The sequence below is a fragment of the Amycolatopsis sp. VC5-11 genome (assembly GCF_037034185.1).
Classification (GTDB): Bacteria; Actinomycetota; Actinomycetes; order Mycobacteriales; family Pseudonocardiaceae; genus Amycolatopsis; species Amycolatopsis nivea.
Window position 1 is genome coordinate 314545 of record NZ_JBAGKF010000003.1, and the last position, 22301, is coordinate 336845.

At 70.9% G+C, this 22301-nt stretch carries 20 protein-coding genes and 1 tRNA gene; 8 read left to right on the top strand and 13 right to left on the bottom strand.

Going from position 1 to position 22301, the window contains the following annotated elements; all coding sequences use genetic code 11:
• Positions 1–221: 221 nt before the first annotated feature.
• On the bottom strand, positions 222–1049 hold the full coding sequence (locus tag WA670_RS12960) for a DUF1932 domain-containing protein (RefSeq protein ID WP_275292007.1): 828 nt from the start codon (positions 1047–1049) through the stop codon (positions 222–224).
• Positions 1050–1092: 43 nt separating this feature from the next.
• Positions 1093–1668, bottom strand: a complete 576-nt coding sequence (locus WA670_RS12965) for a PadR family transcriptional regulator (protein ID WP_037811562.1) — start codon at positions 1666–1668, stop codon at positions 1093–1095.
• 68 nt (positions 1669–1736) lie between these two features.
• Here WA670_RS12965 and WA670_RS12970 point away from each other — a divergent pair, with 68 nt between their 5' ends.
• Both WA670_RS12970 and WA670_RS12975 read left to right on the top strand, forming a co-directional pair.
• Positions 1737–2126 carry a nuclear transport factor 2 family protein gene (locus WA670_RS12970; protein WP_037811563.1) on the top strand — a complete coding sequence of 130 codons (390 nt, stop codon included), beginning with the start codon at positions 1737–1739 and terminating at the stop codon, positions 2124–2126.
• Positions 2123–2881 carry an SGNH/GDSL hydrolase family protein gene (locus tag WA670_RS12975; RefSeq protein WP_336157821.1) on the top strand — a complete coding sequence of 253 codons (759 nt, stop codon included), beginning with the start codon at positions 2123–2125 and terminating at the stop codon, positions 2879–2881. Before WA670_RS12970 ends, WA670_RS12975 begins: the two co-directional genes overlap by 4 nt.
• A 97-nt stretch (positions 2882–2978) precedes the next feature.
• Here the strand turns inward: WA670_RS12975 and ggt are convergent, their stop codons facing one another.
• Both ggt and WA670_RS12985 read right to left on the bottom strand, forming a co-directional pair.
• Positions 2979–4775, bottom strand: coding sequence for a gamma-glutamyltransferase (ggt, locus tag WA670_RS12980; RefSeq protein ID WP_037811565.1), 1797 nt, complete (start codon positions 4773–4775; stop codon positions 2979–2981).
• A 128-nt stretch (positions 4776–4903) separates the two neighbouring features.
• Complete coding sequence (locus WA670_RS12985; RefSeq protein WP_238605868.1) at positions 4904–5539, bottom strand: TetR/AcrR family transcriptional regulator; 636 nt, start codon at positions 5537–5539, stop codon at positions 4904–4906.
• A gap of 78 nt (positions 5540–5617) precedes the next feature.
• Here WA670_RS12985 and WA670_RS12990 point away from each other — a divergent pair, with 78 nt between their 5' ends.
• Positions 5618–8803: an acetyl-CoA carboxylase family protein gene (locus tag WA670_RS12990; protein WP_336157822.1), complete on the top strand. Its 3186-nt coding sequence runs from the start codon at positions 5618–5620 to the stop codon at positions 8801–8803.
• A 14-nt stretch (positions 8804–8817) separates the two neighbouring features.
• On the top strand, positions 8818–10509 hold the full coding sequence (locus tag WA670_RS12995; RefSeq protein ID WP_238605870.1) for an AMP-binding protein: 1692 nt from the start codon (positions 8818–8820) through the stop codon (positions 10507–10509).
• An 18-nt stretch (positions 10510–10527) separates the two neighbouring features.
• Here the strand turns inward: WA670_RS12995 and WA670_RS13000 are convergent, their stop codons facing one another.
• On the bottom strand, positions 10528–11331 hold the full coding sequence (locus tag WA670_RS13000; protein ID WP_336157823.1) for an MBL fold metallo-hydrolase: 804 nt from the start codon (positions 11329–11331) through the stop codon (positions 10528–10530).
• Between the two features lie 36 nt (positions 11332–11367).
• Here WA670_RS13000 and WA670_RS13005 point away from each other — a divergent pair, with 36 nt between their 5' ends.
• The gene (locus WA670_RS13005) at positions 11368–11928 is read left to right on the top strand and encodes a TetR/AcrR family transcriptional regulator (protein WP_336157824.1); all 561 of its coding nucleotides are present in this window, start codon (positions 11368–11370) and stop codon (positions 11926–11928) included.
• Positions 11929–11974: 46 nt separating this feature from the next.
• Here WA670_RS13005 and WA670_RS13010 read toward each other — a convergent pair whose 3' ends face one another.
• From WA670_RS13010 to WA670_RS13030, 5 genes are all read right to left on the bottom strand, one after another.
• Positions 11975–12361: a hypothetical protein gene (locus WA670_RS13010; RefSeq protein ID WP_336157825.1), complete on the bottom strand. Its 387-nt coding sequence runs from the start codon at positions 12359–12361 to the stop codon at positions 11975–11977.
• Entirely contained in the window at positions 12358–12954 is a 597-nt protein-coding gene (locus WA670_RS13015; RefSeq protein WP_336157826.1) for a DUF6461 domain-containing protein, read from the bottom strand. Before WA670_RS13015 ends, WA670_RS13010 begins: the two co-directional genes overlap by 4 nt.
• Before the next feature lie 199 nt (positions 12955–13153).
• Positions 13154–13227 (bottom strand) — tRNA-Pro (locus WA670_RS13020).
• A gap of 152 nt (positions 13228–13379) precedes the next feature.
• On the bottom strand, positions 13380–14150 hold the full coding sequence (locus WA670_RS13025; RefSeq protein ID WP_336157827.1) for an enoyl-CoA hydratase/isomerase family protein: 771 nt from the start codon (positions 14148–14150) through the stop codon (positions 13380–13382).
• Positions 14147–15037, bottom strand: a complete 891-nt coding sequence (locus WA670_RS13030; RefSeq protein ID WP_078870119.1) for a PaaX family transcriptional regulator — start codon at positions 15035–15037, stop codon at positions 14147–14149. Before WA670_RS13030 ends, WA670_RS13025 begins: the two co-directional genes overlap by 4 nt.
• A 121-nt stretch (positions 15038–15158) precedes the next feature.
• On the opposite strand from WA670_RS13030, the gene WA670_RS13035 reads away from it, so the two are divergent.
• Entirely contained in the window at positions 15159–16796 is a 1638-nt protein-coding gene (locus WA670_RS13035; RefSeq protein WP_336157828.1) for an ABC-F family ATP-binding cassette domain-containing protein, read from the top strand.
• A 13-nt stretch (positions 16797–16809) separates the two neighbouring features.
• Here WA670_RS13035 and WA670_RS13040 read toward each other — a convergent pair whose 3' ends face one another.
• Both WA670_RS13040 and WA670_RS13045 read right to left on the bottom strand, forming a co-directional pair.
• The gene (locus WA670_RS13040) at positions 16810–17673 is read right to left on the bottom strand and encodes an NAD(P)H-binding protein (protein WP_336157829.1); all 864 of its coding nucleotides are present in this window, start codon (positions 17671–17673) and stop codon (positions 16810–16812) included.
• 103 nt (positions 17674–17776) lie between these two features.
• Positions 17777–18724: a methionyl-tRNA formyltransferase gene (locus WA670_RS13045; RefSeq protein ID WP_336157830.1), complete on the bottom strand. Its 948-nt coding sequence runs from the start codon at positions 18722–18724 to the stop codon at positions 17777–17779.
• Between the two features lie 137 nt (positions 18725–18861).
• On the opposite strand from WA670_RS13045, the gene WA670_RS13050 reads away from it, so the two are divergent.
• Positions 18862–20199, top strand: a complete 1338-nt coding sequence (locus WA670_RS13050; RefSeq protein ID WP_336157831.1) for a lysine N(6)-hydroxylase/L-ornithine N(5)-oxygenase family protein — start codon at positions 18862–18864, stop codon at positions 20197–20199.
• A 20-nt stretch (positions 20200–20219) separates the two neighbouring features.
• Entirely contained in the window at positions 20220–20423 is a 204-nt protein-coding gene (locus WA670_RS13055) for an MbtH family protein (RefSeq protein WP_336157832.1), read from the top strand.
• Positions 20424–20455: 32 nt separating this feature from the next.
• On the opposite strand, the gene WA670_RS13060 is transcribed toward WA670_RS13055, so the two are convergent.
• Positions 20456–22219 carry an ABC transporter ATP-binding protein gene (locus WA670_RS13060; protein ID WP_336157833.1) on the bottom strand — a complete coding sequence of 588 codons (1764 nt, stop codon included), beginning with the start codon at positions 22217–22219 and terminating at the stop codon, positions 20456–20458.
• Positions 22220–22301 lie beyond the last annotated feature (82 nt).

The window sequence follows — 22301 nt, forward strand, 5'->3', positions numbered from 1 at the left end:
GATGATTAGGTAAGGCTAAGCACAACAGATCAACTGGGGTCTGGCAAGGCGCGGGTCGAGTGGCCGCGGTCACTCGGGACGGGCGACCGCGGCATCGGCCGCGGGGTGCTCGCGGGTGACGCCCGGGCCGCCAAGAATCCCCGTCAGTCGCGTGTGGACTGCGGGCGCAAGCTAAGCCTCGGTCTCGCGGCATCGCCGGGCGAGAGCGCGGCCCGGCCCGGTCACTCGCGGTGCAGGCGGCGCAGCGTGGCCGGAAGGTCGAGGCCGAAGTCGTCCTTGTCGTCCGCCCAGCGCGACATCACCTCGGCCGCGCCGGTGGCGAGGGCGTCCGGGAGACCGAGCGCCCGTGCGGTTTCGGCGACCTCCAGCATTTCCGGCGCCCATCGCCAGGCCCGCGCGGCCGCGGAAGGCAGCCCGTCGGTGTCCGCCAGTGCGTTGCCGCCGAAGGCGTTCGCTTCCTTGAGCAGGTGGTCGCCGACGCCGTAGTCGTCGGCGATCGCATGGCTGACCGCGGCCAGCGCACGCGAGGCCTTCTGGAACGATCCGTAGGCCATCTTCACCGCGCTCGCCGCGCCGATCCGTCCGCCCAGCGGCACCGGTTCGGCCCTGCTCCCGGCCAGCAGTCCCCGCACCAGTTCGACGGCTTCGTCCGGGCCGGACAGGTAGACGCGGGCGGTCGAGCGCTCGTCCGGGGGAGGACCGATGATCGATCCGTCCACCACGGTCGCGCGGACCCGGCCGGCGATCGCGACCGTCCGATGCGGACTGATCGCGTTCGCCTCGACGCAGATGCCGCGGTAGTCCCCGAGACATCCGGCGACCTCCTCGGCCGCGGCGGGCGGGCAGATCGAGAACACGACCGCGCTCCGTTCGAGGAGCTGGGGAATCGTCTCCACCGCGGTCAGCCCGGTCTCCTCGGCTCGGCGCGCGGTTCCCGCCGACCGCCCGGCCGGGCACCACAACACCCGATGCCCGCCCGCGATCAGTTGCGCCGCGATCGCCGAACCCATCCGGCCCGGATGCAACAGCCCCACCGTCGTACCCGTCACCGCACGGGTATACGTCACCCAGGACGGTTCCGCCACCTTCGCGCTAGGCAGGCCTGGAAACGCCCGATTCGGCGCGCTGCCGGAGGATCCGCGCGGCGTGCTCGCCCCACCGCAGGTTCTCCTTCTCGAACGAGATTCCGCGCAGCAACGTCAGATAAGGCCCGACGCGGTCGTTCTCGCGCAGATAGTCGCTTTCCGGCCGGCCGTCCAGCATGCGCTCGCGCAGCCGCTCGAACCGGGCGAGCTTGGCGCGGCTCCACTCCATGCGCTCCTCGACGGCGGCGATCACGGCTTCGGCGTCGCCCGCGTCGCTTCCCTGCACCTTGACCAGGAGGTCGTCCCGGATCGTGGTGGGCTGGACCGGCGTCGCGGTGAACTCGTGCAGCGCGCGCCGCCCGGCGGGCGTAAGGCGGAACACGCGCTTGTTCGGCCGGCGCTCCTGCTCGACGACGCGCGGCGCGATCATGCCCTCGGTCGAGAGCCGTTCGAGTTCGCGGTAGAGCTGCTGCGGGGTCGTCTGCCAGAAGTTGGCGACCGACGCGTCGAACGACTTGGCCAGGTCGTAACCGGAGAACTCGCCCTCCAGCAGAGCGGCGAGGATCGCGAACTTCAAGGACACCTGGACACGGTAACACCCCGGTGATTAATCTCGGCTGCACCTAATCAACAAAGTTAGTAGGAGGCAGCGTGCACCCGTTCCGCAAGGCCGTCGAAAGCGGCGACCACACCGCCGTGGAAGCCCTGCTCGCCGACGACGTGACCTTCACCAGCCCGGTCGCGTACCGGCCGTACCCAGGCAAGCCGGTCACCTCGGCCATCCTGCGCGCCGTGAGCCGGGTTTTCGCCGACTTCCGCTACGTCCGGGAGATCTCCAGCGCCGACGGGCACGACCATGCCCTGGTCTTCACTGCGAAGGTGGGGGACAAGGAGATCAACGGCTGCGATTTCCTGCACACCGACGACAACGGGCTGATCGACGACTTCGTGGTCATGGTGCGCCCGCTCTCCGCGGCGACGGCGCTGAGCGAAGCGATGGCCGCCCGGTTCGAGCAGATCAAACAGGAGGCCGGTGCGTGACCATCCGTTACGTGGCCTTGGGCGACAGCCAGACCGAGGGCATCGGGGACGGCGACGAGGCCACTGGCCACCGCGGCTGGGCGGACCGGTTCGCCCAGCATCTCGCCGCGACCGGCGAGCGGGTGGAGTACGCCAACCTCGCCGTCCGCGGACGCCTCGCGGGCCAGGTGCGTGCCGAACAGCTCGCTCCGGCCCTGGCTCTGCGGCCGACGCTGGCCACCGTGGTCGCCGGAATGAACGACGTGCTCCGCCCCGGCTACGACGCCGGCGCCGTGGAAGCGCACCTGACGGCCATGTTCGCCGCACTCACCGCCGCGGGCGCCGAAGTGGTCACCCTCGCCTTCCCCGACCTCGGCCGAATCGCGCCGATCGCCGCGCCGTTGCGCCCGCGAGTCGCTGATCTCAACCGCCGGATCCGTTCCGCGGCAACCCGATACGGGGTAACAGTCGTGGACTGCGACCGGCACGAGGTCGCCAGCGACCCACGCCTCTGGTGCGCGGATCGCTTGCACGCCAACCCGATCGGACACGCCCGCATCACGGCGGCCGTCGCGCACAGCCTCGGCCTCCCCGGCAGCGACGACAGCTGGAGCGCCCCGCTGCCGCCCGCCGTCCGCGAACCGGTGTGGCGCACGGTCGGCGCGGAACTCCGGTGGCTGGCGGAGTTTCTCGGCCCTTGGCTGGTCCGGCGGTTGCTCGGCAGGTCTTCCGGGGACGGCCGCAGCGCGAAACGTCCATCGCTGCTTCCCGTGTGAGCGCGAACCCGTCGCGGTCTGCCGCGGCTCAGCACGGGGAGCGGCAACGCCGATCGAGACGGCCCGCCGCCCGGAAAGGCGGCGGGCCGTCCAGGCGTCAGTGCTTCCCGTTCACCACGGCCGCGGAAGTGCCGCCGCGCCGTGCCGGTTCCCCGGCGGCCAGCAGCTGTCCGTGCGGCAGGAATTCGATCCCCGCCGCCACGCCGATGCTGCCGGCGTTCTTGAACTGCTGCCCCAGCGCCTCGAGACCCTTCACCACGGGCAGGGCGAGGAATCCCGGTTCGGCGTCCGTGGTCGCCGCGTTGCGCTGGGAGGCGCGCGGGGCGGCGATCGCGTCCGGCAGGGTCATGCCGAGGTCGAGCCGGTTGACCAGGATCTGCAGGACGGTCGTGATGATCGTCGCGCCGCCCGGCGAACCGACCGCGAGGAAGGGCTTGCCGTCGTGCAGCACGATCGTCGGCGACATGCTCGACCGCGGCCGCTTGCCCGGCGCGGGCAGGTTCGGGTCGGGCGCCGAACCCTGCGTCGGGGCGAAGTTGAAGTCGGTGAGCTCGTTGTTCAGCAGGAAACCGCGTCCCGGCACGGTGATCCCGCTGCCGGCCAGCTGCTCGATCGTGTTGGTGTAGGACACGATGTTGCCCTGCTTGTCGGTGACGACGAAGTGGTTCGTGTGCTGCTCATTGCTGTCCGAGGACGCAGCCGGAGCGGTGGCGCAGCCCGAACCGGTCGCGTACGGGTCGCCCGGCGCGACTGGGCTCGACCCCGCCTTGGCCGGGTCGATCAGGCACGCGCGGGTCGCGGCGAACTGCTTGGAGAGCAGTTGCTGCTGCGGCACGTTGACGTAGCGCGAGTCGCCGATGTACCGGTTGCGGTCGGCGAAAGCGAGCCGGCTCGCCTCCAGGTAGTGGTGCAGCGCCTGGGTCTGGTCCATTGTGGACATCGGGAAGTTGCCGAGAATGTTCAGCGATTCGCCGACGGTGATGCCGCCGCTGGACGACGGCGCCATGCCGTACACGTCGTAGCCGCGGTAGTTGATGTGCGTCGGCGTGCCGTCGAGCGCTCGGTAAGCGCGCAGGTCGGACAGCTGCATCGGGCCGGTCAGCGGGGTCGCGGTGCCCGGCGCGGCCGGCGGGTTCTGCACCGTGCGCACGAGATCGCGGCCGACCGAGCCGCCGTAGAACGCGCCGATGCCCTCGCGCGCGATCTGCCGGTAGGTCGCGGCGAGATCGGGGTTGCGCAGCACGGAACCGGCCTTCGGGGCGGCTCCGCCGGGCAGGAACAGCTGGGCGCTGGGGGAGAAGTGGCCCAGCTTCGCCGCCACGGACTGCGTCTGCCGCTCGAACTCCGGCGTGACTACGAACCCGCGCTGCGCGACCTTTTCCGCGGGCTTGAGGTTGTCCGCGAGACTGAACTTGCCCCAGCGCTGCAGCGCACGCTGCCAGGTGGCGAGCATTCCCGGCACGCCGACGGACCGGCCGCTCTCGACAGCGGTCTCGAAGGCGTACGGCTTGCCGGTGGCCGGGTCGATGAACATCGACGACGAGTCGCCCGCGGGTGTGGTCTCGCGCCCGTCGATGGTGGACACGGTCTTGGTGCGGGCGTCGTAGTAGACGAAGTACCCGCCGCCGCCGAGCCCGGCGACGTACGGGTCGGTCACGCCGAGCGTCGCGGCGACGGCGACCGCGGCGTCCGCTGCGGTGCCGCCCCGGCGCAGCACGTCGATCCCGGCCTGGGTGGACTCGACGGTGTCGGAGACGACCGCGCCTCCGGAACCCTGCGCTACCGGAGTCGGCGGCGGCGCCGGTCTCGCCGAGGCAGCGGGCGCCGCGGCCAGTGCGCAGACGGCGGCGAGCCCGGTGGCCATTGTGGAGGTGAAGATGCGCTTCACAGGCATGGCAACCCTTTCTCGGCGGTGCGCCCAGGACCCCGGACCGGGCGCACCGGGTAAAGCGGCGGTGAAACCAGGGAGGTCCTGTTTAGCATCCGGCGCGCCGAGATGACAGAAGCTTCGCGGCGGCGGGGTCAGCTCCGGCCGGCGGGCTTCTCCGGCGGCAGCCCCAGCAGCCGCAGGTACATCCGGGTGAGATCGGCGAGGATCCGGTCCCGGCGTTCGGGGTGCCGGGCCAGCACGGGGGCGAGGACCGCGACGAGACCGCCGCCGCCGAGCGAGACCGTCTCCGGGTCGGCGGCCGGGTCGGCCAGCCCTCGCTCGGCGAGCCGCCGGATGTAGCGGCCGCCCCGTTTCGTGGGCAGCTCGTGGATCTCCTCGCGCAGTTCGGCCATCGCCGGGTCCGCGATCGCCTGGTGGTCGAGGACGGTCAGGAAGGACAGGTTTTCCGCGTACGCGTCGAGGTACGCGGTGGTGGTGGCCGCCGCCACCGCCCACGGGTCGTCCGGGTCGAGGCCGGTCAGCTCCTGCGCCTGCACCAGCTGGTCGCGCACCTGGCGCGCGAGCACCGCGAAAACCTCCTCCTTGGCCGCGAAGTACACGTAGAACGTGGCGCGCCCGACGCCGGCCTCGCGGGTGATGTCCGCGACGGTGGCCAGCGCGAAGCCCTTTGTCTCGAAGACGCGGCGGGCGGCGGCCAGCAGCACGTGCCGGGTCGCGCTGTCGGCGCGGTCGAGCTTCTCGCGCACGGCCCAGGTTCCGGATGCCATGGGCGCCAGCATACCTATTGACGTTGACGTCAATGTCAACGCAGGATGAGGGCGGCTCACGTCCCGAAGGAGCAGCCCTTGCCTTCCGTCCTCATCGCCAACCGCGGCGAGATCGCCCTTCGCGTCCTGCGCGCCGCCCGCGCTCTCGGCTGGCGGGCGGTGGCCGTCAAAGCCGCAGAGGAGCCCGACGGCCCGGTGCACCGGCTGGCCGACGAGGTCGTGGTGCTCGCCGGGGACCGGCCGTATCTCGACGCGGACCAGCTCGTGTCGGCCGCCGAACGCACGGGCTGCGAGCTGCTGCACCCGGGTTACGGCTTCCTGTCCGAAAGCGCCGCGCTGGCGGAGCTGTGCGCGGCGCGCGGGGTCCGGTTCGCCGGGCCGGACGCGGCGGTGCTGCGGACGTTCGGAGACAAGGCGGACGCGCGGCGGCTGGCGGAGAAGCTCGGTGTGCCGGTGCTCCGCTCGACCTCGGACGTCGCCGAGGCTGGCGCGTTCCTCGCGAGCCTCGGCGCGGGCCGCGGGGTGATGGTCAAGGCCGTCGCGGGCGGCGGGGGACGCGGGATCCGGCGAGTCGTCGACGCGGCCGAACTGCCGGGGGCGATCGAGCGGTGCCGGTCGGAGGCGTTGCGGGCATTCGGCGACGACACCGTGTTCGTGGAGGAGCTGGTGCCGAGGGCGCGGCATGTCGAGGTGCAGATCGTCGGCGACGGCACGGGCTCGGTCAGCCACGTGTGGGACCGCGAGTGCAGCCTGCAGCGCCGCCACCAGAAGGTGGTCGAGGTCGCGCCCGCCCGCACGGTGCCCGAAGAGTGCCGGGCGCGCCTGCGCGACGCGGCGACGAGGATGACCGCCGCGGTGTCCTATCGCGGGTTGTGCACCGTCGAATTCCTGGTCGACGCGGACGATCCCGCGCGGTTCGCGTTCCTGGAGGCGAACCCGCGGATCCAGGTCGAGCACACCGTCACCGAGGCGATCACGGGACTGGACCTGGTGGTCGCCCAGCTGCGGATCGCGGCGGGCGCGACGCTCGCGGAACTCGGGCTCGCTCAGGAGGCCGTCCCGCCCGCGCGCGGGACGGCCGTGCAGTGCCGGGTCAACCTGGAGGAACTGCGGCCGGACGGCACCGCGCACGCCACGGCCGGGCGGATCGAGGCCCTGGACCTGCCGGGCGGACCGGGGGTGCGGGTCGACACCGCCGCGCACGCCGGCGCGGTCGCGACCACGACGTACGACTCGCTGCTGGCGAAAATCGTCACGCACGTTCCTTCGGCGGACCTGCCCGCGGCGATCGACGCCGCCCGTTCGGCGCTGGCGGAGGTGCGGGTCGACGGACCGGGCACGAACGCGGACTTCCTCCGGGAACTGTTGTCCCGCGAGGAAGTCCGGCAGGGATCGGCGACCACGTCCTTTGTGGACGAACACCTCGCCGAGCTGGTGCCGGAACACCGTCCGGCCGCGGCGGAAGGCGACGGGATCGCGGCCGACTTCGCCGGTTCGGTGGTCTTCGTCGCCGAGTCAGGCGCTCGCGTCGCGGCTGGCGACCCGGTCGTGGTGCTCGAAGCGATGAAGATGGAACACGTGCTCGCGGCGCCGGTCGCGGGCGTGGTGCGGTCTGTCCACATCGGAGTCGGGGACCTCGCCCGGCCCGGGCAGCCGCTCGTGGAACTGACTGCGGACGCCGACCAGCACGGGGCGAGCAGCGGACCGGCCGAACCGGACCCCGCGCACGTGCGGCCGGACCTCGAAGAAGTGCTGGAGCGGCACCGGGTCGGTCTCGACGAGGCACGTCCGGAAGCCGTGGCGAAGCGTCGGCGCACCGGGCACCGGACCGCGCGGGAGAACATCGCGGATCTGTGCGACGACGGCAGTTTCCTGGAGTACGGCGCGCTCGTGATCGCCGCGCAACGCCAGCGCCGCACCGAAGCGGACCTGATCGCCGCCACCCCGGCGGACGGCCTGGTCGCGGGAATCGGCACGGTCAACGCCGAGCACACCGCCGACGCGCGCTGCGTCGTGCTCTCCTACGACTACACCGTGCTCGCCGGCACCCAGGGTTTCATGAACCACGAGAAGACCGACCGCATGCTGGATCTCGCTGCGCGGCAACGGCTTCCGCTCGTGCTGTTCGCCGAGGGCGGCGGCGGGCGGCCGGGCGACACCGACGTGGTGACGGCAGGCGGGCTCGACCTCGGCACGTTCGCCGCGATGGGCAGGCTCAACGGGCTGGTGCCGACCGTCGGCATCGCGTCCGGCCGCTGCTTCGCCGGGAACGCGGCGCTGCTCGGGGTGTGCGACGTGGTGATCGCGACCGCGGACGCGAACGTCGGCATGGGCGGCCCGGCGATGATCGAGGGCGGTGGCCTCGGCACGCACCGGCCGGAGGAGATCGGCCCGGTTTCGGTGCAGGAACCCAACGGCGTGCTCGATCTGGTCGCCGCGGACGAGGCCGAGGCGGTGGAGCTGGCGCGGCGGTACCTCTCGTACTTCCAGGGCGACCGTCGCGAATGGACAGTCGCGGACCAGCGCCGGTTGCGGCACGTGGTGCCGGAAAACCGGGTCCGGGTCTACAACGTGCGGCGCGCGATCGAGCTGCTGGCCGACGAGGATTCGGTGCTGGAGCTGCGCCGCGGTTTCGGGGCGGGCGTCGTCACGGCGCTGGTGCGCATCGAGGGCAGGCCGATGGGGTTGCTGGCCAACAACCCGCGCCACCTCGGCGGCGCGATCGACGCCGACGCCGCGGACAAGGCCGCCCGGTTCCTGCAGCTGTGCGACGCGCACGGGCTCCCGGTCGTGTCGCTGGTGGACACGCCGGGGTTCATGGTCGGCCCGGACGCCGAGCGGACCGCGACCGTGCGCCGGTTCGGCCGGATGTTCGTCGAGGGCGCGCATCTGGACGTGCCGATGGTGGGCGTGGTGCTGCGCAAGGCGTACGGGCTCGGCGCGATGGCCATGGCGGGCGGCGGGTTCCGGGTGCCCGAGGCGATGGTCGCGTGGCCGACCGGCGAGGTCGGCGGGATGGGCCTGGAGGGCGCGGTGCGGCTGGGCTACCGCCGCGAACTCGACGCGATCTCCGACCACGCCGAGAAACAGCGCGAGTTCGACCGGCTGCTCGCCGAGAGCTACCGCCGCGGCAAGGCGCTGGCCGCGGCGACCGTGTTCGAAATGGACGACGTGATCGACCCGGCCGACACCCGCGCCTGGATCACCCGGACGCTGCCGCGCGAGCGCACCGCCGGTCCCCGCAAGCGCATCGACACGTGGTGACGAAGGAGTCTCACATGGACCTCGAGACCTATCTCGACGACGTCCGCGCTCGCCAGGCCCGGGTACGGCCGGCGAACACTCCGGACCGCCTCGTGCTGCCGCTCGGCGAACTGAGCATTCCCGGGCACGTCGACCACTGGGCGCGGGAACGGCCCGACCAGCCCGCGATCGTCTACGAAGGACGGACGATCGACTACCGCGAGCTCGCCGGCCTGGTCGCCCGGGTCGCCGGATGGCTGGCCGCCGCGGGCGTGCGGGCAGGGGACCGGGTGGCGGTGGACCTGCCGAACTGCCCGCAGTTCACCGTGGCGATGCTGGCGGTTCTGCGGCTCGGCGCGGTGCACGTGCCGGTGAACCCGATGTTCCAGCGGGAGGAACTCGTCTACGAACTCGCCGACAGCGGCGCGACGGTCCTGGTCGCGGTCGACACCGTGCTGCCGGTCGTGGCGGCCGCGCTGCCGGAGACGCGGGTGCGGCAGGTGCTCGTGACGGCGCTGGGGGAGTTGTCGGCGGCAGGCGGTTCCCCGGTGCTGCCCACCGGTTTCGCCGCCACCGCCTGGGCGGAAGCGGCCGCGCACCCGCCCGCGCCGGAGCACCCGGCCGACCTGGACGCGTTGGCGGCCTTGAACTACACCGGCGGGACGACCGGCCTGCCCAAGGGCTGCCAGCACACGCAGCGGCACATGCTCTACACCGCGGCGACGGCCGTGGCGGCGACCGGACACACCGTGGAGACCGGGTACGTGCCGTTGTGCTACCTGCCGGTTTTCTGGATCGCCGGCGAGGATCTGGGAATCCTGAACCCGATCGTCCTCGGCGGCACGTCGGTGCTGATGACCCGGTGGGACGCGGAGGCCGCGCTGACGGCGATCGAACGGCACGGCGTGACGTCCATGGTCGGCACGGTGGAGAACTACCTCGAACTCCTGGAGCGCCCCGACCTCGCGGCCCGCGACCTGTCCAGTCTCAAGATGCCGATGGCGGTTTCGTTCGTGCGCAAGCTGACCCAGGACGTGCGCGCGGCGTGGCGCGAGGCCGTCGGCGCACATTCGGTCCTTTGCGAAGCGGCGTACGGGATGACTGAGACGCACACCTTCGACGCGACGCCGTACGGCATGGCGGACGAGGACCAGGACCTGTTGGCGGAGCCAGTGTTCTGCGGTGTCCCGATGCCCGGCACAGACCTCGCCGTGGTCCGCTTCGGCACGCTCGACCCGCTTCCGCTCGGCGAAGCGGGGGAGATCGTGGTGCGCAGCCCGTCGGTGATGACCGGTTACTGGAACCGCCCCGACGCGACGGCCGCGCAGTTGACCGGCGGCTGGCTGCACACCGGCGACAACGGCCGTCTCGACGAGAACGGCTGCCTGCACTATCTGGGGCGGGACAAGGACTTGATCAAGGTCAAAGGGATGAGCGTGTTCCCGGCCGAGGTGGAACTCCTGCTGTCCCGGCACCCCGCGGTCCGCACCGCCGCGGTCGTGCCCGCGGAGCATCCGGAATCGGGACAGGTGCCGGTGGCCTTCGTGAGCCTCGCCCCGGACGCGTCGGTGACCGCCTCAGACCTGCGCACGTGGGCGAAAACCGCGATGGCGCCGTACAAAGTGCCGCTGGTGGAGGTCGTCGGCGAGTTCCCGATGACCGCGACGGGCAAAATCCGCAAGACCGAACTCTCCGCCCGGGCGCAGCGCGTCGCAGACGAGCACTGAACCCAGCTCGGCTTTCGGTCAGGACGAAACCCCTTCGTGCCGGAGCGCCCACCGGCCGGGTTTCGTCGGAACCAGACGAGACCGGATCCCGGCTTCGGCGAACTCGCGCTCCAGATCAGCGAAATTCTCGCTGTAGACGGACCAGCCCTCGTGATGGACCGCGACGACCTGGCCGACGTCGAGCAACGCGGCCACGTCGGCGGCCCGGGCCGAGGTGAGCGTCAGCGCCCTCCCCGCGTTCTTGCCCGGCACCCGCGCGGCCCCGGCGTGCAGAACCGCGACGTCGATCCGGGGAAACGCGGCCCCGATCGCCTTGACCGGCCCGATGCCCGCGTTGTCGCCGCTGACGTACACCGTGGGCAGCCCGGCGGATTCGAGGACGAACCCGTGGACTTCGGTGTTGATGTTGCCGGCGTCGTCGCGCTCGCCGTCGAGGGGTCCGTGCTGCGCCGGAACCACGTGCACGCGCACCTCCGCTATCCCGTGCACCTCGAAATCGCCGAGCCCGATCGCCGGAGCCCCGAGGCGCTCGGCACTCTGCCTGCCCGTGACGATCAAGGGAGCGCGCCGGGCGAAAACCCGGCCCTCGCGGTCGAAATTGTCCCAATGGAGGTCTTGGCTGAGCAGAACCGCGTCGACGCTGCCCAACGCGGCGGGCGAAACCGCCGGGCCCTCGGTCTTGCGGTACGCGCCGTAATCGCCGGGCGGATCGAAGGTCGGATCGGTCACGAACCGCAGCCCGCCGTAGTCGAGCACCGCGGTGGGCCCTCCGACCGTGCCGATCGCGAAACGGTGCCGGTCCGGCGTGATTTCCTCGCTCATGCAGCCACCATACCTAGAGGTAGGTATGCTTGGAGCGTGAGCGACAACCGCACGAAGCTGATCGAGACGGGCGCGGAGCTGATCTGGCAGTCCGGCTACACGGCGACGAGCCCGCGCCAGGTGATGGCCGCCAGCGGGGTCGGCCAGGGCAGCTTCTACCACCACTTCCCGGCGAAGACCGACCTGGGAGCCGCCGCGATCGCCGCGAACGCGAGCGCCGTCGTCGCAGCCGCGGAAGCCACCCTCACCGGACCGGAACCCGGTCTAGTCCGATTGCGCCGCTACCTGCTGGACGAGCGAGACGCGCTCGCCGGATGCAAGATCGGCGGTCTCACGTACGACCGCGCGGTGCTCGACGACCCACGCCTGATCGAGCCCATCGGCGAGGCCTTCCGCCGGGTCGCCGAACTGCTCGAGCCCGCGATCCAAGACGCTCAGGAAGCCGGTGCCGTACGGGCCGACCTCCCGGCGGCGGAGCTGGCGACGATGGTGCTGTCAGTAGTCCAGGGTGGCTACGTCCTGGCCCGCGCCCGCTCGGACGCGAGCCTCCTTCGGCAGGCCGCTTCCACCGCGTACGCACTGCTCGCCCGCGGTTGACGTCAGGCGAGCTCTTTTGTTCTCCGGCTTGGCACCAGGTGCGCAGCTACGAGAACAGCTTGGTGAGCCGATCAAGGAGCTGGCCGAATCTGTCGACGTCAAGCGGATCGTTCCACCCGGGCGCCTCCACGATGCCGGTGCCGTCGTCGACGCCGTTATAGAACATGAAGTCCGCCCAGCCGCCGGCGAACAGCACGATGATTCCCAGCTGCGTGCCTTTGGCGAGCTCGACACCGATCGAATCGGCGTCGGCGGCCGTCGCGCGATCAGTCGTGATCCGGTGCGGCCATCCGTCGCACTCCCGCCAGGTGGTCTCGCCCGCGACAATGCCGAGCCTGCGCCAGCCGACGCGCCGTTGTGCGATCTGCTGCTCGGCGGCGTCGAGGTCGATGTTGTTGTCCACGAAGCCAGTCTGGCCGTGGTTCTCAATCATGGACCGTCCGGCAGCTGCCTGCGACGTCGCCGGGGAATCGCTCCGGCCGGAAGCGCGGCATCGAGCACGAGCGCCGTGTCTGCGACCAGGCCGGTCAGCGTCGCAGCCAGCCTGTGCAGCCCAGCGCCCTCCACCATCGCCCCGCCGTCGGGGGAGATGCCGCAGGCCCGCATCTCGGCGACCAGACTGTCGGGGCGGCTTCCTGTCCGGACGGAGGGATTGATCGGGTCGAACTGGCACCACTGTTCACCGTCGCGCCAGTAGCTGAAGTTCTCCATCCCCGATCCGGTGCGAAAAACCTGCACGACCTCACGCCCGCGGGACAGCGCGGCGAGGATCTCCGATTTGGTAGCCGCCAGGGATTCCAGCTCGACGACCACCGCCCACTGACCGTCCTGCGCGATGCGAATGCCGCTGTTGGTGCTGTCTGTCAAGTCGCCCAACGAGAAGGGCGTGGCCACTGTCCCGAACGGCTGCGCGGCGAGCACCCTGAAGATCTCGTCCAGGGATGCATCCCGGACGAAGGTCAGGCACACCATGACCACCGACGGATCATTGGCCCAGCCGAAAGGTTCGTCCCCCACATCCGACACCCGGGAATGCTATCCGGCCCGCAACCCGCTTTTCCCATTGATCGGGGGAGAGGCCGGATCACCCTCCACATCGGACGCGGCGGGGTCCCATCTGGTCCCCAAGCGGCTGCTTGGGACGTCGTGGGCAAGACCAAGTCCCCGAAGCAAAAAAGCCGCCCGACCTGGGTTTTCACCCAAGCCAAGCGGCTTGTTCGTCCGGTCGGGCTGACAGGATTTGAACCTGCGACCCCTTGACCCCCAGTCAAGTGCGCTACCAAACTGCGCCACAGCCCGGACTCCTCACTCCCCGAGGAACCCCTCGTGAAGTGCGATGCGACTACTCTAGCGGGTCCTCCAACCGCCCCTGCAACGAGGTCTCCTTTATCTCCTGACCTGCGCAAACCGGCTTAAAAACCGACCCCAGCACAGGGGGCAGCGAAGCCGCATCAGCGGCCGCTGAACCGAGCCTTCCCGGGGCCCTCAGCGAGGAACGACTTCACCGCGCCCCGCAAGTCCTCGGTGTTGTACAGCTCTGCCGCGATGGCAGTCACGTGCTCGTTCGCCTCCGGCACCCCGCCGTGCTCGAAGTGCGCCAGGATCTGCTTCGTGGCGGCATGAGCCTGCGTCGGTCCCTCGGCGAGTTGCCGCGTGAATTCCCGTGCTGCCTCGTCGAAGCCCTCGTCCGGCAGGACCCGGTTGACGACGTTCCACTGCTCCAGCGTGGCGGCGTCGAAAGGAGTGCCGGTGAAGACGAACTCCTTCGCGCGGGCGACCCCGGCCCGGGCGGCTAGGCGTTGGGTGCCGCCCATGGTGGGGGTCAGGCCGACGACCTTCTCGACCAGGCCGAACTTCGCGCGGGAGGACGCCAGCAGCAGATCGCAGGCCATCGCGACCTCGAAAGCCCACGTCAGGCAGAGGCCGTGGGCGGCGAAGACGGTCGGGAACGGCAGTGCGGCAAGGCGATCCGGGAGGCTGAGCATCTCGTCGAACAGCACTTTGGCTTCCGCCGCAGAAGACTGAGCGTCGAAGAGCGCGACATCGACACCGCCGCTCACGACGCGGCCTTCGGCGCGGATCAGGAGGGCTCGGGCTGGGGTTTCCTCCAGCGAGCCGATCGCGGCGAAGAGCGCGTCCTGCAGCGGCTTCGTGTACAGGTTGAGCGGCGGTTCGTCGATGGTGAGCACGGCGAGCCCGCCGTCGCGTTCCAGCCTCGTCATGCTTGCTCCTCGTTCGCGGTGAGTTCGTCCCAATACGCCTGCGCGGCCGGCCGCCATTCCACGTGTTTGCGGTGGAACAGTTCGGCTGCCTTGGCTCCGCTCCAGCTCGCGGGCAGCAGCTCCGCTGGCAGCTGCGGGTCGAGGAACGGGAAACGCCGCCACTCGTGCACCAGTTCGGTCTGCGCGCGCAGAACCGCCTGCGCGCCCGAGGGCGACACGCCGGTGAAGCGGTCGATGAAGTCCTCGTACCGGTCGGTCAGCTCGGAGAGGTCCCACGACCGCGCGACCATGCTTTCCTGGTCGCCGATCGCGCCGTACTCCGCGGTGAAGGACATGGCCTGCGCTTCGAGGCCGAGTTCCGCGACGATCTTCTGCGCCTCGGGCTCGCGGCTCGGATCGGGGCTCACCCAGACGCCCGCCACCGGCGAACCGAAACCGGCCCAGGTGAGGCGGGTGCGGAGGCGGTGGCGCAGGTCGCGTTTCGCCTCCGGCACCGAGACGATCAGCATCAGCCAGCGGTTTTCCCAGGCGTGCGCGTCGCGGCCGAAGGCGTATATGCGCTCGGCGCCCTCGGTCAGCAGCCGCCGCCCCGGCGGGGTCAGCGACCACCGGACGCGGCGGCCGATGCGCTCCGACACCAGCCAGCCCTCGCCCGCGGACCGGGCCAGCGCCTGGCGCGCGGACTTCTCCTCGATGTCGAGCATGCCGAGCGATTCGACCAGGATCGACGTCCACACCGGACGGTCGCGGGGCAGCACGTACTCGCCCAGCACGGTCATCAGCAGCGACCGCGCGCTGGCGTGGCTCACCTCGCGCCGCCTGCTGACGGTCGGCCGGGGAGCCCGCTGCTTCCCCTGTCCGAACGGGACCGGGGCGGGTTCCGCCATCGCTTTTCACCGACCTCACTGCTCTTGTTGGACCCGGCAACCCGCCCAGAGTACCCACTCGGAGTGACGGAGCCGACACGCGGCACGCTGCGCGCGGGCTCCCCGTAAACTCGGCTCCGATATGAGCGCCACACTCGTCGCGAAGGACCTGGCCGCGGGCCACGGTGACCGCGTCCTCTTCTCCGGTCTCGATCTCGTCGTCGCCCCTGGCGAGGTGATCGGGCTCGTCGGCGTCAACGGCGCCGGGAAGTCCACCCTGCTCCGGACGCTGGCCGGGCTGGCCCGCCCGGAATCCGGGGAGGTCCGGCTGAACCCGCCGACCGCCACCGTCGGGCACCTGCCGCAGGAACCGGAGCGGCGCGAGGGCGAGTCGGTCCGCGCCTTCCTCTCGCGGCGCACCGGGGTCGCGGCCGCGCAAACCGCACTCGACGCGGCGACGGATGCGCTTACCGCGGGCGAGGACGGCGCCGACGACGCATACGGCACCGCGCTGGACCGCTGGCTCGCGCTCGGCGGCGCCGACCTGGACGACCGCGCCGGCGAGGTCGCCGCGGACCTCGGGCTGGCGGTCGACCTCGACCAGCCGATGGTTTCGCTCTCCGGCGGGCAGGCCGCGCGCGCCGGGCTGGCGTCGCTGCTGCTCAGCCGCTACGACATCTTCCTGCTCGACGAGCCGACGAACGACCTCGACCTCGACGGGCTCGCCCGGCTGGAACGGTTCGTCACCGGGCTGCGCGGGGGAACCGTGCTGGTGAGCCACGACCGCGAGTTCCTGGCCCGCACGGTGGACCGCGTGGTGGAACTGGACCTGGCGCAGCAGCAAGTGAAGACGTACGGCGGCGGGTACGAGTCCTATTTGGAGGAACGGGCGGTCGCGCGGCGGCACGCGCGCGAGGACTACGAGGAATATGCCAATACCCGGGCGGCGCTGGAGGCCCGGGCGGGCATGCAGCGCGCGTGGATGGAGAAAGGCGTCAAGAACGCCCGCCGCAAAGCGACCGACAACGACAAGGTCGGCCGCAAATTCCGCAGCGAGGCCACCGAGAAGCAAGCCTCGAAGGCGCGCCAGACGGACCGGATGATCGAGCGGCTCGACGTCGTCGAGGAGCCCCGCAAGGAGTGGGAGCTGCGGATGGAGATCGCGGCCGCTCCGCGCGCGGGCGCGGTGGTCGCGACGCTGCGGGGCGCGGTCGTGCGGCGCGGCGAGTTCACGCTCGGGCCGGTGGACCTGCAGATCGACTGGGCGGACAAGGTCGCCATCACCGGGGCGAACGGCGCGGGCAAATCCACGCTGCTGGCGGCGTTGCTGGGCCGGCTGCCGCTGGACGAGGGCGACGCCGCGCTCGGACCGGGCGTGGTGGTCGGCGAGGTCGACCAGGCCCGCAGGCTGTTCCTCGGCGACCTCCCGCTGGCGGACGCGTTCGCACAGGAGGTCCCGTCGCTCGCCGACGCGGAAGTCCGTACCCTGCTGGCGAAATTCGGGCTCAAGGCCGCACACGTGCTGCGCTCGGCCGCGACGCTTTCGCCGGGCGAGCGCACCCGGGCGGCGCTGGCGCTGCTGCAGGCGCGCGGCGTCAACCTGCTGGTGCTGGACGAGCCGACCAACCATCTGGACCTGCCCGCGATCGAACAGCTCGAGTCCGCTTTGGACAGTTACCCGGGCACGCTGCTGCTGGTGACGCACGACCGCCGGATGCTGGACGCGGTTTCGGTGACGCGGCGGCTGGAAGTCGACGGGGGCAAGGTTTCCGAGCGCTAGAACGGAACCGCGGTCACTTCGGTGCGCCCGCGGACCACACGCCCGTCGCCGCCGCCCGCTTGGCGTAGTCGGCGAAACCCCTCGGCTCGCGCCCGATCGCGCGCTGGACGCCGTCGCTGAGGAAGCCGGTTTTCCCCCGGTGCAGCCATTCGAACGGGCCTGCCTGCATTTCCGCCGACGCCCGGTCGTAGCCGCGGCCGATCAGGCGGCGCACGTACTCCGGTATCTCCACCGGCATCTGCCTGATCTCCCGGCCGGTCGACCTCGCGATCTCGGCTACCGCCTCCGGGAACGTCAGCGGTTCCGGTCCGGAAAGTTCGTAGGTCTGCTCCTGATGCCCGTCTTCGGTGAGGGCGGCGACGGCGACCGCGGCGATGTCGGTGGCGTCCACGAAGGGCACTGCGCCGTCGCCGACCGGGATCGCGACTTCGCCGTCGCGCAGTTCGGACAGTTTCGGGTCTTCCTCGAAGGTCTGCGCGAACCAGCACGGGCGCACGATCGTCCATTCCGCGCCGCTCTCGCCGGCCGCGCGCTCGCCGTCGATCACCGCCTGCGCCCAGGGGCCGTACGGGGTTTTCAGCAGGTAGTCCTCGCCGTCGTCGCCGCGGCCGGACAATGCCACGATCCGCCGGACTCCCGACCGCACCGCCAGTTCCGTGAACTCCGCGGGATCCGCCGTGCCGACCACGCCCCATACGTTGAGGTACAGCGTGTCCGCCCCGGCGAGCGCGGGCTGCCAGGTGGAACGGTCCGCCCAGTCGAAGCGGACCGGGCTGGACCGGGAGACGGGCCGCGCCGCGTGCCCCAGTTCCCGCAAGCGGGCCACCACGTGCCGGCCGACCTTTCCGGTCGCGCCCATCACCAGAACAGCGCTCATGCCGCCAGGCTAGCGGTGCGAGGTAGGTAAGGCTAGCCTAACCTGAATCTCGGCCTCGGACCCGGCTCGTCGCGGAGGTGGGGTCCGAGGCCGAGGGCGGCGGCTACGGACGGTCGGTGAGATACCCGCCCATGGTCGTGAAGTACTCCGCCGCCGAAAGTTCCCGGTCGTCAGCCGTGCGGACGCGTTCGATCCGGAGCCCCGGCGACTGGCCGCGCCGTGCGTCCCGTCCGGCGACGATCACCACGCCCTCGCCTTCGCGGATGAAGATGCGGCCCGGAGTTCCGCCGTAGCGGCCGTCCGAAACCGAGGCGCGCACGATGCGCAGTTGCTCGCCGCGGTGGTAGGTGAAGGCGTTGGGGTACGGGTCGGATTGGGCGCGCACCAGGCGGTCCAGTTCCTCGGCGGACCAGGTCCAGTCGATGAGGCTGTCGCGCGGGGCGCGTTTGTGGAAGAAGCTCGCCTTGGTCCGGTCCTGCGCGATGGGAACCACCGTGCCGGATTCGATCAGGCCCAGTGCTTCGGTCACGAGCGGTTCGATGAGATCCACGGTGCGGTGGAACAGATCCGTGGCGGTGTCGCGCGGGCCGACCGCGACCGCGCGCTGGGCGACGATGTCGCCGGCGTCGAGTTCGTCGTTCATCATGTGCGCCGTGACGCCGACTTCCGGTTCGCCGTTGATCAGCGCCCAGATGATGGGGGAGAAGCCGGCGTACGCGGGCAGCAGCGAGTCGTGCACGTTGAGGGTGCCGTGGCGCGGTAGGTCGAAGATCTCCGGCGGCAGCCAGGTGCGCCAGTTGTTCGCGACGATCAGGTCGAGGTCCGCCGCCTTCAGTTCGCCGAGCAGTTCCGCGTCGTCCGGGCGGGTGCGCAGCAGGGTGCGGATTCCGTGCTCCTCGGCCAGTCCGGCGACCGAATCGCTCCAGATCCGTTCGTAGGCGTGGTCGCTCGGCGGGTGGGTGACCACCAGCCGCACGTCCTGGCCTGCGTCGAGGAGGGCCTTGAGGGTGCGGTGTCCCCAGGTCTGGTAGCCGAACATGGCCACGCGCATCGGCGGTGCACCTTTCGTGGTCGGGACGAACATCACCCAGACAGTACTAGTTGAGGCTTACCTAAGTTAGGTTAGGGTTTCTTGAGCATTGGTCAGTCGAGAACGGTGATGCGGCAGTGCCGCGCTAGGGGACTTTCATGTCACGAGCAGGGGCCGAGGACAGCCAGGTGCCGGTGTACGACGTGGTCGGAGTCGGGTTCGGGCCGTCCAACCTCGCGCTCGCGATCGCCCTCGCCGAGCACAACGCGGGCTCGGGGGAGACGGTCACGGCGCACTTCCTGGAGCGCCAGCCCCGCTTCGGCTGGCATCGCGGGATGCTGATCGACACCGCGACCATGCAGGTGTCGTTCCTCAAGGACCTGGCGACGATGCGGAACCCGGCGAGCGCGTTCACCTTCCTCAACTACCTGCACGAGAAGGGGCGGCTGGTCGATTTCATCAACCACAAGACCCTGTTCCCGCTGCGCGTCGAGTTCCACGACTACTTCGAATGGGCCGCGGCGAAGGTCGACGACCTGGTGTCCTACGGCAGCGAAGTCGTTTCGGTCGAGCCGGTGCACGACGGCGCCGAGGTCGCGTTCTTCGACGTACGCGCCCGCGTGGACGGCGAAATCATCGAGCTGCGGGCGCGGAACCTCGTGCTGGGCACCGGATTGCGCGCGAAGCTGCCGGACGGGGTCGTCGCCGGAGACCGGATCTGGCACAACAGCGAGCTGCTGCACCGCGTCGAGTCGTTGCGCGGCACGGACGCGCGGCGGTTCGTGGTGATCGGCGCCGGGCAGAGCGCGGCCGAGGTCGCCGCCTTGCTGCACGACGAGTTCCCGCGCGCCGAGGTGTGCGCGGTGTTCGCGCGCTACGGCTACAGCCCCGCCGACGACAGCGCGTTCGCCAACCGGATTTTCGACCCGGAGGGGGTCGATTCCTTCTACGCGGCAAGCGAACCGGTCAAGGAACGACTGATGCGCTACCACGGCGCGACGAACTACTCCGCGGTCGACCTCGATCTCATCGACGAGCTGTACCGGCGGCGCTACCAGGAAAAGGTGCTCGGCGTGGAACGGTTGCGGCTGTTCAACGTTTCGCGTCCGGTCGAGGTCGCCGACCAGGGAACGCACGTGCGCGCGACGGTCGAATCTCTGGCGACCGGCGAGCGTTCGGTGCTGGACGCCGACGCGGTCGTCTACGCGACCGGCTACCTGCCCGCGGACCCGACGCCGCTGCTCGGAGGCTTGGCCGGGCACTGCCGCCGGGACGGCGAGGGCCGGTTGAAGGTCGAACGCGACTACCGGATCACCACCGACCCGTCTGTGCGCGGCGGGCTCTACTTGCAGGGCGGCACCGAGCACACGCACGGGATCACGTCGTCGCTGCTGTCGAACACCGCGGTGCGGGTGGGCGAGATCCTGCAGTCCATTGTGGACCGGCGGGCGGCCGGAGCGGATCCGGTGGAGTACGCGGTCAGCGGGATCCGCTGAGGCACGGAAAGGACTGAGCCATGACGAATCCGTTCGAAAACCCCGACGGCGTTTACCGGGTCCTCGTGAACGACGAGGGCCAGTACAGCCTGTGGCCGGACTTCGTGGCCGTGCCCGACGGGTGGCGGACCGCTTTCGGGCCGGACGCGCGGCAGGCCTGCCTGGACCACATCGAGCGCACCTGGACCGACCTGCGCCCGCTTTCGCTGCGCCGAACCTCCTGAAGGCCGTGAGGGGAACTCGACCAGGGTTCCCCTCACGGACGGTGGCTGCGCAGGCCGGACCAGGCGGTCCAGAGCGTGGCGTACCGGCCTCCTGCTGCGACCAGCTCGTCGTGCGTCCCGGACTCCACGACCACGCCGGCGTCCAGAACGACAATGCGGTCCGAAGCCGCTGCCTGGGTCAATCGGTGCGCCACGATCAGGCCGGTGCGTCCTTCGAGCGCGGCGGCTGCAGCGGCTTCCAGCGTTTTCGCCCCGGCGCTGCCTGCCTCCGCCGTCGCCTCGTCGAGGATCGCGACCGGCGGATCGGCGAGCACCAACCGTACGAGCGCGAGCTGCTGAGCCTGCGTGACGGTCAGCCGATGCCCGCCCTCGCCGACGACCGTCGCGAGCCCGTCCGGCAATGCCTCGACCCACTCGGCCGCGCCGACCTTGGCCAGTGCCGCCTGGAGGTCTTCGTCGCTGGCTTCGGGAGCGGCGAGGCGGAGATCGTCGGCCAGCGGCCCGCTGAAGACGTGCACCTCCTGGCTGATCAACGCGACCGCGCGCCGGGTGGCGGCCGGGCCGAGCTGGTCGAGCGGAACGCCGCCGATGGAGACGGTGCCGCTGCTGGCCTGATGGATCCCGGCGATCAGCTTGGCCAGCGTCGTCTTCCCGGCCCCGCTCGCCCCGACCAGCGCGACGCGTTCGCCCGGCGCGACCTCGAGGTCGACGTCGCGCAGCACCGGATGGTCGTCCACATAGGAGTGTCCGACGCCGGCTGCCTTCACCGAAGCGTCGACGGGACGGCCGACACGGGTCGGTTCGGCCCCTGCGGGCAGATCCGCGACGCCGATCAGTCGGGACAGGCTCGCGGTGGCTGCCTGCGCGTCGTCGACTAGCGCGAGTGCGGTGTTGATCGGCCCGAAGAGGCTGTGGAAGTACAACGCGGCCGCCGTCGCGACGCCGACCGTCGCGAGATTCGCGCCCACCAACAGAAAACCGGCCGCCAGTACCGCGGAAAGGCCGACGAACTCGGCGAGATTCAGCCGGCCGTAGAACCGGGTGGCGAGGCGGACTCCGCGCAATGCCAGCTCCACCGCGCCAGTGGATCGTTCGCGGACCCGGTCGACGTGCGCGTCCGCGAGCCGGAACGCGCGGACGGTTTTGGCACCGCCGATGGTGTCGAGAAGCTGTTGCTGCTGCGCGCCGACGGCGGTTCGCTGGGCGGCATACAACGGGGTCGCGCGGCGGACGTACCAGCGGACGGTGTGGAGCTGGATCGGGACCGCCAGCAGGGCGGCGGCGAGGAAACGCCAGTCGAGGATCGCCATCGCGACCAGAGTCAGCACGATCGTCAGCACCGAACGGGCGAGCGCGGGCAGCGCTTGCCGGACCGCGTCGGCGACGACTGAGACGTCGTTGGTGACCCGGGTGGTCAGGTCGCCGGAACCGGCTTTTTCGACCTGCTCCAGCGGCAGGCCGAGGGCGCGGTCGATGAACCGTTCGCGCAGGTCGGCGAGCATGGTTTCGCCGAGCCGGGCGAGCATCGAGACGCCGATGGCGGTGGCGACCGCGGACGTCGCGGCGACCAGGACCAGACCGGCGATCGGGTACGCGAGCGCGGCCGCGGGCTGCCGGGTGGCGACGAGGTCGACGACGCGGCCGAGCAGGGGAGCGGTGAGCAGGCCGATCGCGGTCGCGCCGACGACGAAGGCGAAGGACCCGATCGCGCGGGCTTTCGCTTGCCGCAGGAGGTCGAGCAGGACGGCCCGGATGCGCGGGCCGGGGGCGGTGGGGAGGAGTTCGCGTTGGGTCATGGGAGGACCGCCGTTCGGTGGGCGGGTTCGGTGTGGCCGAGTTCGGGGAGTGCGGTGACGACGATCGTGGTGCGGTGGGGGC

Bases quoted from the DNA above. Each gene is read 5' to 3' on its own strand.
- WA670_RS13000 (WP_336157823.1), bottom strand. From the start codon at position 11,331: ATGAGCGAGGAAATCACGCCGGACCGGCACCGTTTCGCGATCGGCACG.
- WA670_RS13030 (WP_078870119.1), bottom strand. From the start codon at position 15,037: ATGGCGGAACCCGCCCCGGTCCCGTTCGGACAGGGGAAGCAGCGGGCT.
- WA670_RS13025 (WP_336157827.1), bottom strand. From the start codon at position 14,150: ATGACGAGGCTGGAACGCGACGGCGGGCTCGCCGTGCTCACCATCGAC.
- WA670_RS13050 (WP_336157831.1), top strand. From the start codon at position 18,862: ATGTCACGAGCAGGGGCCGAGGACAGCCAGGTGCCGGTGTACGACGTG.
- WA670_RS13035 (WP_336157828.1), top strand. From the start codon at position 15,159: ATGAGCGCCACACTCGTCGCGAAGGACCTGGCCGCGGGCCACGGTGAC.
- WA670_RS13045 (WP_336157830.1), bottom strand. From the start codon at position 18,724: ATGCGCGTGGCCATGTTCGGCTACCAGACCTGGGGACACCGCACCCTC.
- WA670_RS12995 (WP_238605870.1), top strand. From the start codon at position 8,818: ATGGACCTCGAGACCTATCTCGACGACGTCCGCGCTCGCCAGGCCCGG.
- WA670_RS13010 (WP_336157825.1), bottom strand. From the start codon at position 12,361: ATGATTGAGAACCACGGCCAGACTGGCTTCGTGGACAACAACATCGAC.
- ggt (WP_037811565.1), bottom strand. From the start codon at position 4,775: ATGCCTGTGAAGCGCATCTTCACCTCCACAATGGCCACCGGGCTCGCC.
- WA670_RS12985 (WP_238605868.1), bottom strand. From the start codon at position 5,539: ATGGCATCCGGAACCTGGGCCGTGCGCGAGAAGCTCGACCGCGCCGAC.
- WA670_RS13060 (WP_336157833.1), bottom strand. From the start codon at position 22,219: ATGACCCAACGCGAACTCCTCCCCACCGCCCCCGGCCCGCGCATCCGG.
- WA670_RS13040 (WP_336157829.1), bottom strand. From the start codon at position 17,673: ATGAGCGCTGTTCTGGTGATGGGCGCGACCGGAAAGGTCGGCCGGCAC.
- WA670_RS13055 (WP_336157832.1), top strand. From the start codon at position 20,220: ATGACGAATCCGTTCGAAAACCCCGACGGCGTTTACCGGGTCCTCGTG.